Below are 13,762 nucleotides of genomic sequence, written 5' to 3' on the forward strand. Positions count from 1 at the left end.
CAATTAGGAGGCCATGTGCTCAATAATCGCACTTTCAATCATTTTGACGTCTGCCGGGCTGAATCCCAGTAACGGACGTTCCTCATATTTCACAGGATCACTGTGCGGCGATGGCCGGTCACGCAAGCCATAATGGTGCACGTTAGCCATTCGCCGCACACGTCCAACAAACTCCACCACGGCTTCATCGCAACTGCCCTTGGCTTTCATGTAACGCGCAGTGCGCAGCTTGGAGAACATCGCCCGATCGCGCAGGCGCTTTTTGCTGCGCAGCGATGTTTTGCGCGGCGCATAGGGTGTGCCATCCGGTGCCTGCTGGCGCTTGATGTTCTGTTGCTGGCTGGCGCGCAGACGCTTGGACACGGCGACAGCCAGCGACTTGCGCGATTGCGGCGACAGCTTGGCAATCAACCCGGCCAGCCGGGCGTCAAAGGGGCTAAGCTCGTTCATGCCATTCACTCGCTAACTCACCGTGGACATAGAGCTGCATCGGCCACGTGACGTTTTCCGGCAATGGCGGTTCAGGCAGGTGTTTAACGTGCAGTGCGCCGCCGTCTTGCTCGTTGACTACCACTCGCTCAGTTAACTGCAGCGACACGCTGAAATCATAAGAGCCGTCGTTATTAAAATCCGTCTCGAAAGTGCAGCCGGTGCGGCGTTTTTCCTCGGTCGCCATGATGTCCGGCTGGTTCTCCCGCAGCCATGCCTGAATCGGCACCATGATTAAATCCAGATCGCCGGTGTAGTCCAAGAACAGCAGATTCAGCGTATAGCGGTATTCATGCGACAGCGAGGTGGCAAGCGTGGCGGCCACGCTGCCCCGCTCTACCCGCACCTGTAAATTTCCGGGGTTACGCTGTAGCCATTGCAGGCAGTTTGTCAGCTCAGCGCGGAGCTGTTGCGGCTTTAACATTGTGTTGCTCCTGACAGGTTTTAATGGCGTCGACCTGCACAGCGCAGGTCGCTAACGCATCTTCAAGCTGACGAATGTCGGCGCTCAGGTCGCCGTTAGTCGCCGGACGGCTGGACGGTATCCGGCATGGGTTCACCGTCGGACAACCAACGTAGATAATCTGCGGCGCCGATGAAGCCGGGACGCTGGTGCAGCCTTGCAACATCAGCAGGCAAAGCAGTGTTGAACCAATCGCGTAATGTTTGGTTTTCATTGAGTAATCTCTGTATTTTTTGCTCGCGATTCAGCGCCAGCCGGTGTGCGTTGTCGAGGTCAGCTCTCAGGTTTTTCTCTTCCTGCGCCAGTTGGCCGGCCGCTGTTTGCAACCTGCTGATCGCCGTGCGGGTGTCGGTCAGCGCCGCCGTTATCTTGCCGTTTTCCCGCTGCGCTTCGCCCAACCGATCACCCAGAACGATAACCTGCCATTTAAGCCAACCGGCGACAGCCAGCGCCAACAGCAGAAACAGCGCGCCGGTACGGTTCATAACGTGGTTCCTGTCAGACAGCGGGCCATCTCCACCGCCCGTCGGCGCTCCAGCCCCTTGGATTTAACCCCGTTGACATACACCCAACGCGGCAACTGCTGGCAGGCGCTGCGCCAGTCCTGCCGCTGGATGAAACCGGCCAATGTGGAGTCACACGCGGCTATCACACCGACGTTGAAGGCAAAGGAAACCACCGCGTCATACACCGGCTGCGGCATCGTGACGAGCATACAGCGGCCGATGGCACGTTCCACACGATACACGTCGGCCACCAGATTGACGGCGGCTTGGCGCTCGCTGATCACCACGCCCGGCGATACATCAGCAGTGTGCCCGATGCCGCTGGTCCAGACGCCCGCTTGGCACTGGTAGGGCGACAACTGGCAGCCCTCAAAATCAGCCAGCAGTCGCAATCCGCCCTCAGAGGTATGCAGCGCGCTGTATTGCGGCAGCAGCGCGGCCAATGCCAGCACGGCAGCCACCGTGCAACGTTTAGCGATTGAGTTCATCGAATGCCCTCCGGCTGACGCCGAGCTTGTTCAGCAACTGGTAGCTTTTGCGGCGGTAGTACCAGTTAACGAGAAAGGTGCCGACGCCGACGGCGGCCCCGACCATAAAAGCGATGTCCTGCGGTGAATACTTGCCGATCCACGCAAGGAACACCGCCACCGCGTAGGCTAAAAATGAGGTGATGCGCTCCATTGTTAATCCCATAAATTGACGGTTTCACGCTGCGGCGCGGCGGTCACGTCCGGCAGCTCGATCGGCTGGCCGTGGGGCAAAATTACCCCGGCATCGGCCAGCCCTGCATTGAGTGAATAAACCTGCTCAACCACACCCTGCGTGCGCCCGTAGTAGCGCCAGCAAATCGCGTCAACTGTGTCGCCCTGTAGGGCGTAGACTTTCATCAGAGCAGCCCGATGATGCAGTGAGAACGCTCGGCCACATTGCTGATCGCATTACGGGCGTTGCGCCACAGCTCGCCGATTGAGGCTTCAATCACATCGGCCTTGCGGCTGCCGGTGGCGGTGGTGTCTACACTTCGGTATTGCTCCGAGAGCGTCGCCATGGTCATGGCGCTAACGGCGTTGCGGTACTCGCTCACCCGCACGCTTTCGCCGTCAATCTGGTCGCCCGGCACATCCTCCAGTCGCTGGTAGCCTTCGGCCATCTGGTCGCGGCGGAAGATGAACAGCTCGGCGTTGACCTCCGCCATCGCGCTTTTAATCGCCAGCCGCAACCGCGGGGCGGTGATCGTACCTTCAATGCGCATCACGTCGCGCACCTCTGCCGGGCGGATATCCGGGAAGAAAAAGACGTTTTTAACGATCGGCTCATCCTCCGGGCGCGGTGCAGGCGCGTCCGGGCGTGGCGTATGAATTACGATGCTCATGTGACCTCAAAAAATAGGGGGCGGTGGACGACGGCGTTGACGAGGTGAAACCTGTCGCGGCCGTCGTGCCGCCCGGCGCGGGGCGCGTTCTGTCAGCGGCTGGCGGCGGTGCGTATCGCCCGCTCCAGCCGTTCAATGTCCTTTTTCACGCCGCAGCCGTTATGCAACTGCAACGCACGCTTCAGGTGGTTTAATGCCAGTTCAGCCCTGCCCGTTTCGCGTAGGACGTACCCGGTGATCTTGTGCAGCTTGGCGCGCACTTGGTCGGGCATGTCTTCTGCGTCGGTGAGTTCCATGGTCTGCATGAGGTGGTCAATATTGACCGGCTCCCCGGACTCATGGGCGCGGGTGGCAGACTCGGCGACGTCTTCTGCGATGAGGTACGGCGTGGAGCGGGCGAAGTTGCCCGGCGGAGCCAGCTTGTGGCGCAACGCATAGCGGGCAATATCCAGCGCGCCGGGGATGTCCCCAGCATCCAGTCGCCAGATCATGACCGTCATCAGAATGGCATCCTGCGCGCCGTTACCTTCGGCCAGCACTCCGGCAACCCATGGGGCATAGTCCGGCAGCAGTTGGCGCTTGAGTTCGGCCTTGCGCTCTTGTGAGCGTATCTGCTTGAGCTTTCGCTTATCTTCATAGAGTTTAAGCATCATCAGTTCGTAGCCGTTGGCATGGCGCAGCGGGTCATTTTTCCGCTGCGCAGCCTCGACCGCTGACTGGCGCAAAAGGTGACGGCGGGCAGGGCTGGTCATGGTTATTTACCGCCTTTCGTTTTGTCGTCTACCGGAGCTTCCTCAGGGCCTTTCACCTCAACATCAGCGACAGGCTCCGCCGGGGCTGCAGCAGCTTTCACCGCTTCAACGATGGCACCGGCCAGCGTCTTGATGTCCTCACCGGAAGATGTCAGCGCCGCCTTGTTTTGTGGATCGGTTGGCTTAGCAGGCAACAGCTCGATGTTTTCCACCAATGCGCCGCAGGCGTAATCCTCCACCACGTAATCCTCGTTGATGGATTCGTAGTTTTCGATACGGTCACGCTTAGAGTTTTCCACCATATGACGACGGTGCGTGTCTTCCTGCCAATAAATCGACAGGTTATCCATGCGGGTGATCAGCAGCGCATCCGCCGGGAAGTAAGGCACGCGCACTGCGGGCAGATTGCCGATGCGCTTCTGGCTGATAATCAGATCGGCGGCCATCGCCTCAGTGTTCGGCTGTTCCTGATTGACCAGCGGGAAGTATTTATCCGCCAGCAACTGACGACCGCAGATCACCACCAATTCCGGGTCTTCCTGATACCACGGCGCGATCAGGTTGTTGGTGGCATCCATCACCAGCGCATCGAGATTAGCGTAATCGCCACCGGCACCCACGCGGAGCTTTTCAGACACCACGCTGCCATCTTCGGCAACCACTTTATTCATCACTCGGCTCGGCGCATTCTCGCGGTATTTCTGCAGCCAGCCCGGCGCAATGTCCTGCAACAGCGGGAACTTGATGCGGTTGGAGGTTTTCGCACGGTGCGTGCCGTTAAAGCCGATCATGATGCGGTCTAACGCCTGGCGTTTCACAATCGCATCGCGTAAGCGGGTCTGGAAATCCTGATAACGTGCCCACAGGTCAAGGGTGTTATAGCGAATGTGGAAATCGTAGTTCACCTGCTGGCAGAAATAGCCCTCGGCATCCAGCGTGGCAAAGTCAGCAGTTTCGCGCTCATCGCCGCCTGCGGTGTCGGTGTTGCTGGCAATCGTGCCGCTGACATTCAGCCCAATTTTTTCCGCTTTCATCTCCGGCACCGGCACAATGTTGATGCGGGTCAGAAATGAGGAGGAATCCTGTACACGGGTCATGATGGTCTGCGTGACAGACGGCTCTACGCTGAATTTCTTATCCAGATCACCGGTGTCGACGCCGTTCAGCTCGGCCAAGCGAGACATAAAAGCATTAAATTTAAAGCGAGTTTGCTTGCGCATTTTTATTCCTGTTTTTATTCGGTTTTATCGGGTGTGGCTGCCTTAGCAGTCGGTCAGCACGTCCTGCGCACCGTTGCCGCCGGTGGCTTCCGGGCGCGTCGGCTGGCTAAAGTCTTCGGTGGTCGACAACTGCGTTTTCAGCGCAGTGAAAGCAGCGCGGCTGGTGTCTACCTGTTGCTTGAGGTTGGTGACTTCCTCATTAAGCTCGGCCGTGGTCTGGGTAAAACGCGCCTCCGCTTCCTGCAGTTGTTCGGCCACGGTCAACACCGCGCTTTCCATCTCACCAAAGCGCACATCGTCGGTAGCTTGCTTGCGGGTAAACATCGCCTTAACGCGGGCAGAGAATGAGGGTTCAGATTCAGCGGCAGGCTCAAAATCAAATTGGACTTCCAGCGGCGCGGAGAACTCAACGGCTTCATGGCGGCGGCTGAACTCCAGCATGTCAGTGCCGAGGCTGGCCGGATCATCGGTCACGGCCAGCCCGACCAGATAGGCTTTGCCGGTCTTGGCGAAATCGCGGCGGATCTCCATCGAGGTGAAAACCTTTTGGCCTGCGCCGACCATCGACACCAGATCGGCGGTCGGGGCCAGACTGGCATACAGCGCCCACTTGCCATGCAACAGCGGTTCGCCCGGCTCGTCGATTTTCTCGGCCTTCAGCTCAACCACACCGCCGTAACGGCGGAAATAGCCATCCGGCAAAATACCCTTGATGTGTTCCATGTTGATACGTGCGCCATACACCTTCGTGCTGTAGGTCGCAGCCATCTGCTGAATATCCGCACCGCCGATCTCGCGGCCGTCAATGGTGTCGCCTTCAACGCCAATGCGGAAAAACTTAGAAACTTTCTTTGCCATATAAACGGCTCCGGTTGTGGTGGTTGGGTTCGGAGCTAGTTTCAGGGGAATGGCGTCGCGTCTCAACGCGTTGCGGTTGGAAGATCTGAGGCACAACAAGGGCTTAATGCAGGGTGTCCGGCGCTTCCGTAGCCTTGACATCATGAAAACGACACCGACGACAACCATCATCAGCGATCCGCGCCGCCAAGCTGCCTTGCTCTACTGGCAGGGCTTCTCTGTGCGCCAAATTGCGGAGACGTTGAACGCCAAAGCACCCACCGTGCAGAGCTGGAAGCTGCGCGACAAATGGGACGATATCGCGCCCATTTCCCGCGTGGAGCAAAGCATGGAAGCGCGGTTAATTCAGCTCATCATGAAAACGCAAAAGGAGGGTATCGACTTCAAAGAAATTGACCTGCTCGGCCGCCAGATTGAACGGCTGGCGCGGGTCAATCGCTACTCAATGAGTGGTAACGAGGCAGACTTAAACCCGAATGTCGCCAACCGCAACAAAGGCGAGCGTAAGCCCGTCGAGCGCAACCTGTTCAGCGAGGCCGCCGTGGAGAAGCTGCAAAGCATCTTCATGGAAAATGCCTTCGAATATCAAATGAGGTGGTATCGCGCAGGGCTGCAGCATCGTATTCGCAACATCCTGAAATCGCGCCAGATCGGCGCAACATTTTTCTTTGCCCGCGAAGCACTTCTCGATGCACTGACCACCGGCCGCAATCAGATTTTCCTGTCGGCTTCAAAGGCGCAGGCGCATGTATTCCGCAACTACATCATTGATTTTGCCCGGCTGGTCGATGTTGACCTGAAAGGCGATCCCATGGTGTTACCGAACGGCGCCCGCCTGATTTTTCTCGGCACCAATGTGCGCACCGCGCAGAGCTACACCGGCAACCTTTATCTGGATGAATATTTCTGGATACCGAAGTTTCAGGAACTGCGCAAAGTCGCCAGCGGGATGTCACTGCACGCCAAATGGCGCACTACCTACTTTTCCACGCCGTCCAGTCTTGCACACTCCGCTTATCCGTTCTGGTCAGGGGAGCTGTTCAACAAGGGCCGCCGCAGCAAAAACGACCATATTCAGCTCGACCTCAGTCACAGCCACCTTGCAAAAGGCGTGCTGTGCGGGGATGGGCAGTGGCGGCAGATTGTCACGGTAGAGGATGCGCTGACCGGCGGCTGTAACCTGTTCGACCTCAATCAGCTCTCCCTTGAATACGCGCCATCAGAGTATCAAAACCTCTTGATGTGCGAATTCGTGGACGATACCGCGTCTGTGTTCCCGTTCGCGGAGCTGCAAAGCTGCATGGTCGATACGCTGGAAGAATGGGAGGACGTCAATCCGTACGCCGTGCGGCCGTTCGGCTATCGCCCGGTATGGATTGGTTACGATCCGTCAGAAGCCAACGGCGGTGACAGCGCCGGTTGTGCTGTGATAGCGCCGCCTATGGTGGCCGGTGGCAAATTCCGCGTGCTGGAGCGCCACCAATGGCAGGGCATGAACTTTGCCGATCAAGCGCAGAAAATCGCAGACCTCACCGAAAAATATTGCGTGGAATACATCGGCATCGATGCGACCACCGTCGGGCAAGGGGTTTTCCAACTAGTGCGCGAATTCTTCCCGGCAGCGCGAGAAATCAAATACACCCCTGAAATCAAAACCGCCATGGTGCTGAAGGCCAAAGACACCATCGGGCGCGGCTGTCTGGAATACGACACCAGCCACACCGATATCACCGCCGCCTTTATGGCGATCCGCAAAACCATGACCGCCAGCGGCGCACGCTCCACCTACACCGCCAGCCGCAGCGAAGAAGCCAGCCACGCCGATGTCGCGTGGGCAATCATGCACGCCTTGCTTAACGAACCGCTGACCGCAGGCAGCGGCCACAGCAGCCCGAACATTTTGGAGTTTTATTAATGAGTAAGCGCAAAGGCCGCAAGGCACTCACCTCCCCTGTCCCTTCCACTCAGGGGCAAGACTTTGAGGCGTTCTCCTTTGGAGAGCCTTCTCCGGTGTTGGATAAGAGGGAAATTCTTGATTACATCGAATGCACCGGTAACGGCAAATGGTACGAGCCGCCGATCTCGTTCGACGGGCTGGCGCGCAGCGTGCGGGCCGCCGTTCACCACAGTTCGCCAATGTTCGTGAAGCGCAACATTTTGGCGTCTACCTTCATCCCCCACCCCATGCTGAGTCAGCAGGAATTTAGCCGTTATGCGCTGGATTATCTGGTGTTTGGTAATGCCTTTTTAGAGGTAAGGAAAAACCAACTTGGCGAACCGCTTCGCCTGCAATGCTCACCGGCAAAATATACCCGCCGGGGTGTTAAACCAGATACATATTGGTTTGTACAAGACTGGAAAGAGCCTCACCAATTTGCGCCGGGAAGCGTGTTTCATCTGATTGAGCCGGATATCAATCAAGAGCTGTACGGCCTGCCGGAGTACCTGAGCGCCTTGAATTCTGCGTGGCTGAATGAAGCGGCGACACTGTTCCGCCGCAAGTATTACCAGAACGGTGCACACGCCGGTTACATCTTGTATATGACCGACGCGGCGCAGAGCACCAGTGACGTCGACAAGATGCGCCAAGTGATGCGAGACACTAAAGGGCTGGGTAACTTCCGCAATCTATTTATGTACGCGCCGAACGGTAAGCCCGATGGCATTAAAATCTTGCCACTGAGTGAGGTCGCTACCAAAGATGATTTTTTCAATATCAAGAATGCTACTAGAGACGATTTGCTAAGTGCTCACCGCGTTCCACCTCAGATGATGGGGATTATACCGAACAATACTGGCGGGTTTGGGGACGTAAAAAAGGCCGCTCAGGTGTTTGTACGCAACGAGCTAACGCCGCTACAGGAACGCATGAAAGAGGTCAATGAGTGGATAGGTGAAGAAGTGATTAGATTCGCGTTGTATGAGTTGCCGAGCGAATAAGAAAAAGCCGCCCATGATTGGCGGCACTATTCTAAAATTTATAGTAATGCATTCGCAATAAACTAAGTATATCTTCTGCATCTTTTACTTCTGATGATGGAGAGAGAAAATTGGTAACATGTCGAGGCCCTTTATGAGCTACAGAACCACGTCTTTTTCCATATGTGGTAATATTAGCTAATAGCATCGGGTCTATTAATGCTTTATCGTACCCTGAGAACAAAGCGAGCTTCGAGAATGAATGACTCTTGATACCATTATTGTCAGAAACTTCTTTTTGTGCTTTTTTTATAAGACTATTAACCACCGCTTTGAATTCACCCTCATCATATGGAGCAGTTATAGAGATAGGCACACCTAGTTCGTTAGCTATTGCTAGCAAGTTTTTAAAATATGCAGTGCCATAACCATTTTGCACAACATCATTTTTTATTAAAACCAACATTTCGAGAGCTTTTGTTTCTATATATTCTTCAATTTCAGCATGTACCAATAGTTGATATGCCGCTGCATTTAAAATATCAAACTTATAGTTTATTGGATCTGTAATCTCATTTTTTATTTGACGAGCCATATACTTACTTTTTAATCTTTTGACTCGCTTAGTCATATCATTAAATAGAGGGCTGGCTTGAGACATTTAAACAATCCTTCGCGCTACGATGTCATACTGCTTGCCAATAACACCTGCTAATACACGACCCCACATATCTATACGAGTATGGGTCGCTCCCGTTGTTTTAGGGGTTTTTTCCACAGAGTCTCTAAACTCTTGAGATAGGCAAAGTTGTCGAAACGCATTTTCTATATTTACTTTATCTCTCAAGACAAGCGCAGTTAATGCTGGCTCACTGAAAAATCGCGCAATGCAGTCAAAAATAGCTCTATTGATAACGCGCTCATATTTTGTACCAAGCCACTTTTTGAAAGAATTTTCCCCAAAAACCTTTAAAGTAGTATCTAAAGCGAGATCTAAAGAGTTTAGTGAATCAATTGTCTCTTGCTTAAGGTTGTCCCAGTCATTTTCATAATACTCTACTGTTTTATCAAGAAACTCTTTAAAGTTCCCCTTATAATTCTCAATACCCCTATTATAAGCTATAAACCTAAGAACTAACTCAGAATCACGCATCCTTTTATCAAGCAACTTGCCAAATAATGCTTGGAATGGATTACTACTTGAGAGATAACTTTCAATTTCATCAAGCAAGTTCCCACCAATTAATGCTTTTCTCAATTCTTGAGGGGATAATTGCAAGCTTCCACTATTCAATCGATAGAATATCGCATATAAGAAGCTTTCATCTTTCCAGCTTCTAATCACTGTAGAGCGCAATGTACTATTATCTAGATATTCGCCATCTTCACTTGGAAGGCCACTATAATCCAAACCATTTAGCTCAGGCCTAATGTCAAGTCCTTTAAGACGAAATTTACCTGACAAAAAATCATTGATGGTAATCAATCTTTGCTTTCCATCGATAACAATAAAACGGCCTCGATGTTCTTTTTGCTCGGCTAATACTATATTAGGAACTGGCATTCCTACAATAATTGACTCAATCAACCTGCTTTTACGTGTGTCATCCCAAGCGCCACGACGCTGAAAGCTAGGCTGCAAATTAATATTACCCTTATTAATCTGACTATCAATAGTTTCTATCGTCCAATCAGCATTCATTACGACAGACTCTTTAAACGAGATTGCTTTGTTTAAATCATCTTCATCTTCTTGCTGGTCATCTGGAATCTCTAATTCGTACTGAGACATTTAACACCTCTATGCTCTACTGGTATTGAATTTTCACTCAATTTGACATTATAAACAATACTTACCCTTTCATCAGCAGTAGATTTCCATCACATAAACGTTCTACGCAATGTTAAGTAGCGTTTTTAACAGTTTTGGATTTATACCCGTGTAATATTCAGATGAACATGTTTTTCGACGGCTGCGCGCAATGCTATCCCCGCCTCGCCTGCCCGCTTCGTGTGTCACTTTTCATGCAGGTGCATGATCCGGCGCGATCCGCGCCAGTGCTGACGCTGTGGGGATAAAAATCACACCGGATCATCATGCAATTTCATGCATCTAATGCATGCAATGCAGCGGGTAATGGCATTTGCTAATTTCTGTCTGACAATTTAACTGGCTGCCCATCTCTTAGATCAATCAAATGCTCAGGTTCTGAAGCAAACCATGCATACGATCCCCAAGCTAGTTCAGAGATTGATTTTTTAAATGGTCCATTGCCACGATCCATGAACGCAGTGAGAAAAGCCAAGTGGTTCTCGCTAAAACCCGCTTCCAAAGCTAATTTGGTTAATGTAACTTTCCTTTCCCTGTTTATTGGGCCATCAGTCGCGACGACTTCTGTGAAAACGACCAACATGTCTGCGCCACTGCTATCATCTCCTAAATCAACGAGAATTATGTCAGGCAATGCCTTTGATGCATCAATTTTTAGACCTAATGCATGCGCTAAATCTTCATCCCTAGCAACTACTTTATTACCGGATTCTGACAACCAGAGAATTGCTGGGGCTTTAAGGAATTTTGGCGCAAAAACTTCAATTACAGCTTTCGCAATTACACTTGAAGGACCAGGTGCTAATGTTCTTTTTTCCCCATTGGGAAAAGTTATAATCACCGCATCCTCTGCAATAGCTGCTCCTGATTTCATCAATCGCAATCTAGATAAGGCAGCTTTATTTAAACGTGTGTCTTGCCACTTAGTGATAGCTACCTCTAAATCGCTATCGACTAACTCTTCATCAAACAATGTAGCAAAGGATAACTCAAGGCTATATTTAGGCTTAGATGATGTTGTTGGAATACCACTACGTTCAATTACAGCACCACATGGTATAAAACCAGAACGTATAGTTTCATCTCTGATCGGTTCTCGTGAGTTCGGAGCATACCAAGCGTCTATTGGGCGTTCTTTTTTACTAGACAGTGTCCGCTTTACCCACTCCTCACGGCTTACATCATCGATAAGTTCAGATTGTCCGACACCCATATCCGTAACCTGACTAGGTCTTATCCACCGCTCACTGCCTGAGACAGCACCAGCATAAAACATAACATACAACGTCTTAGCTGCCATTTCACGGATGACATAATTCCGATTTTCTGTGCCCTCAGGAAAAATGAGCGGAAGCCTCTCTATTATAATTTCTAATTTTGGAACTTTCGGCAAGCTCATTTAAAATTCACTCCATAGAATTTAGACAATGTCTTTTCAATTTTTTCGCTAGAAGAACCAGATAAAACCACCTTCTCAAATTTTAAGATCTCATCAACACTTGGAAGTGGTATTGAATTCAATTCATATGCTGAAACGGCTACGCTTCCACTAATACAGCGAAAAGCTCGGTCAACGATTTTTGAGTTTAGTATTGCAGCAATAGTTTCTGGTTTTATTTGAGAAAATAGCTCACTGGGATAAATCATATTGATATGATTCTCAACCACAACAGCTCGATTTTTGTCAAGAAATGCCTGCGGTAAAACCGCAGCTAAAAGCCGCCGACTCTGTTCTTTTGAAGTTGTTCTTTGAACAAGAACACACTCGGTAGATGTAAGCAAATGAGATTGCTCTGGATAAACATCAATATAGGGAACGTGATTCCGGCGGTCTGAACTAAAATTGAACCCAGAGTTTGTAATAGACTCAGCCCAAATAAGAGGGTAGCTTTTCTTAGTTGGGACGGTACGTAATTGCGACTTGAACCTATTCCATACCAACTGCCCTGTGGATACATTGTAACCAAGGTCGGATAGTCGATTAGGCATGAGTTTTATTGCATTCAAAAAAGCAGCATCTTTTGCATTTCTTGGAAGTAACCACGCACTCCCACCATGTTCTATTTTCACATCGCCAATCTTTTCAACTTTAGCATCATTTAACCCTTTAGGTATCAATGATGAAATTTTAGATGGTTCCTGATGCTTACCTAATCTAAATGTCGTGAGTAGTGTTTCTTGGAGCACATCATCAAATACGCCTTCGCGATCAGAAATAAAATCAAACGCGAATGGAGTAGCTTCATCAGTTAATAGTTTCCTTAGTGCCATAAAATACTGCCCACCTAGAAATGATGTAGGTGTCAGATATGCAACAATACCACTTTCTGGCTTTGCTAACCGAATAGCCAAATCAGTAAAAAGACCATAGAGATTAGCATGCCCATAGAGTGAACGAGAATACTTTTCTCTCAGCTCAGAATTAAGAGTAACTCTACCATATGGAGGATTACCTATAACAAGATCAAAGTGACCTAAATTACTTTGCTGTAGTGCATCTCCAACAATGATAACATCATCAGGTAATCTTCTTTTTGCTGCAATACAAAGGGGCATTAATGCCGCCTCAAGGAGGACTAGAGTCATCCAAGCAGCAAAAGGATCTATTTCAATACCTTTAAGTCTCTTAACTAAACGCCTTAGTATCCACTCTGGTGAAGAGCCTTTTTCCTTCTGTAACATTCTTAATGCGACTGGTGCTAAAAATGCCCCACCACCGCATGCTGGATCAATAGCTGTACCTTTAGAAAAATCAACCCCTGTACTCTCAGCCAGATCTAATAACCGTGAAACTAAAGGCGGGGGGGTATAATATGCACCAATTTCTGAACGGTAAGATGAAGGCAACATCACTGTGTATATAGAGCCAATCAAGTATCCCGCATCTTCAACAGGAAAAGTAGCTATTAAATCGCCAGTCATTTTAGCTAGCTCAATAGCATCACAGGATATGTCAGCCAAAAAAACAGTGTGGGATACTGATTTAATTTTTATTGTACTTTCTTGGGCTTTAGCAAGTGAATCCCAATATGCACTTATAACATAAGCACAGTACGAACGAGCGTGAGCAAGTCGGTCTTTATCCGCTTTATAGCTTCCAGCATAACCACGAGCCATAGCCTTACAGGTTTGATACCGTTCTAATAATGTCAACTCACTATCAGTGAGGAAATCAAATTGTTGGGCATTCATCACACTATCCTACTGTTTATAACTATATGTATTTTAACAACATTACCAAGTTAGGCCGGGCTTGCTTCGCAAGAATGTCATGTCCCAATAGCCCCTAAGCTTAACATCTCATCCAACTAAGGGGCAGCATACAAAAAAAGTATGAATTTATAAATTTAAT

At 50.5% G+C, this 13,762-nt stretch carries 17 protein-coding genes; 2 read left to right on the plus strand and 15 right to left on the minus strand.

What is annotated here, in order from left to right; translation table 11 throughout:
- Positions 1 to 3: 3 nt before the first annotated feature.
- From ACUTQW_RS01370 to ACUTQW_RS01420, 11 genes are all read right to left on the minus strand, one after another.
- Entirely contained in the window at positions 4 to 450 is a 447-nt protein-coding gene (locus ACUTQW_RS01370; RefSeq protein ID WP_445654756.1) for a phage virion morphogenesis protein, read from the minus strand.
- Complete coding sequence (locus tag ACUTQW_RS01375; protein WP_445654757.1) at positions 437 to 913, minus strand: phage tail protein; 477 nt, start codon at positions 911 to 913, stop codon at positions 437 to 439. Before ACUTQW_RS01375 ends, ACUTQW_RS01370 begins: the two co-directional genes overlap by 14 nt.
- Positions 885 to 1,118, minus strand: a complete 234-nt coding sequence (lysC, locus tag ACUTQW_RS01380; RefSeq protein ID WP_445654758.1) for an Rz1-like lysis system protein LysC — start codon at positions 1,116 to 1,118, stop codon at positions 885 to 887. The genes ACUTQW_RS01375 and lysC overlap by 29 nt, the downstream gene beginning before the upstream one ends.
- Positions 1,009 to 1,437: an Rz-like lysis system protein LysB gene (gene lysB / locus ACUTQW_RS01385; RefSeq protein ID WP_445654759.1), complete on the minus strand. Its 429-nt coding sequence runs from the start codon at positions 1,435 to 1,437 to the stop codon at positions 1,009 to 1,011. The genes lysC and lysB overlap by 110 nt, the downstream gene beginning before the upstream one ends.
- Complete coding sequence (locus ACUTQW_RS01390; protein ID WP_445654760.1) at positions 1,434 to 1,946, minus strand: lysozyme; 513 nt, start codon at positions 1,944 to 1,946, stop codon at positions 1,434 to 1,436. Before ACUTQW_RS01390 ends, lysB begins: the two co-directional genes overlap by 4 nt.
- A complete protein-coding gene (locus ACUTQW_RS01395; RefSeq protein ID WP_037432566.1) occupies positions 1,930 to 2,139 on the minus strand; it encodes an HP1 family phage holin in 210 nt (69 codons plus the stop codon). The genes ACUTQW_RS01390 and ACUTQW_RS01395 overlap by 17 nt, the downstream gene beginning before the upstream one ends.
- A gap of 2 nt (positions 2,140 to 2,141) precedes the next feature.
- On the minus strand, positions 2,142 to 2,345 hold the full coding sequence (locus ACUTQW_RS01400) for a tail protein X (protein ID WP_439461851.1): 204 nt from the start codon (positions 2,343 to 2,345) through the stop codon (positions 2,142 to 2,144).
- Positions 2,345 to 2,830 carry a head completion/stabilization protein gene (locus tag ACUTQW_RS01405; protein ID WP_445654761.1) on the minus strand — a complete coding sequence of 162 codons (486 nt, stop codon included), beginning with the start codon at positions 2,828 to 2,830 and terminating at the stop codon, positions 2,345 to 2,347. The genes ACUTQW_RS01400 and ACUTQW_RS01405 overlap by 1 nt, the downstream gene beginning before the upstream one ends.
- A 92-nt stretch (positions 2,831 to 2,922) precedes the next feature.
- Entirely contained in the window at positions 2,923 to 3,582 is a 660-nt protein-coding gene (locus ACUTQW_RS01410; RefSeq protein WP_445654762.1) for a phage terminase small subunit, read from the minus strand.
- 2 nt (positions 3,583 to 3,584) lie between these two features.
- Positions 3,585 to 4,802: a phage major capsid protein, P2 family gene (locus tag ACUTQW_RS01415; RefSeq protein ID WP_445654763.1), complete on the minus strand. Its 1,218-nt coding sequence runs from the start codon at positions 4,800 to 4,802 to the stop codon at positions 3,585 to 3,587.
- A 42-nt stretch (positions 4,803 to 4,844) separates the two neighbouring features.
- Entirely contained in the window at positions 4,845 to 5,660 is an 816-nt protein-coding gene (locus tag ACUTQW_RS01420; protein WP_445654764.1) for a GPO family capsid scaffolding protein, read from the minus strand.
- A gap of 142 nt (positions 5,661 to 5,802) precedes the next feature.
- On the opposite strand from ACUTQW_RS01420, the gene ACUTQW_RS01425 reads away from it, so the two are divergent.
- Both ACUTQW_RS01425 and ACUTQW_RS01430 read left to right on the plus strand, forming a co-directional pair.
- Entirely contained in the window at positions 5,803 to 7,575 is a 1,773-nt protein-coding gene (locus ACUTQW_RS01425; RefSeq protein WP_445654842.1) for a terminase ATPase subunit family protein, read from the plus strand.
- Complete coding sequence (locus ACUTQW_RS01430; RefSeq protein WP_445654765.1) at positions 7,575 to 8,600, plus strand: phage portal protein; 1,026 nt, start codon at positions 7,575 to 7,577, stop codon at positions 8,598 to 8,600. Before ACUTQW_RS01425 ends, ACUTQW_RS01430 begins: the two co-directional genes overlap by 1 nt.
- Before the next feature lie 31 nt (positions 8,601 to 8,631).
- On the opposite strand, the gene ACUTQW_RS01435 is transcribed toward ACUTQW_RS01430, so the two are convergent.
- From ACUTQW_RS01435 to ACUTQW_RS01450, 4 genes are all read right to left on the minus strand, one after another.
- Positions 8,632 to 9,240, minus strand: coding sequence for a hypothetical protein (locus ACUTQW_RS01435; protein WP_445654766.1), 609 nt, complete (start codon positions 9,238 to 9,240; stop codon positions 8,632 to 8,634).
- Positions 9,241 to 10,371, minus strand: coding sequence for a DUF262 domain-containing protein (locus ACUTQW_RS01440; protein ID WP_445654767.1), 1,131 nt, complete (start codon positions 10,369 to 10,371; stop codon positions 9,241 to 9,243). It abuts the gene before it with no gap.
- 355 nt (positions 10,372 to 10,726) lie between these two features.
- Entirely contained in the window at positions 10,727 to 11,809 is a 1,083-nt protein-coding gene (locus tag ACUTQW_RS01445; RefSeq protein ID WP_445654768.1) for a BsuBI/PstI family type II restriction endonuclease, read from the minus strand.
- Entirely contained in the window at positions 11,806 to 13,602 is a 1,797-nt protein-coding gene (locus tag ACUTQW_RS01450) for an HsdM family class I SAM-dependent methyltransferase (RefSeq protein ID WP_445654769.1), read from the minus strand. The genes ACUTQW_RS01445 and ACUTQW_RS01450 overlap by 4 nt, the downstream gene beginning before the upstream one ends.
- Positions 13,603 to 13,762: the final 160 nt, after the last annotated feature.

It is taken from the genome of Serratia sp. TSA_7 (genome assembly GCF_052692135.1).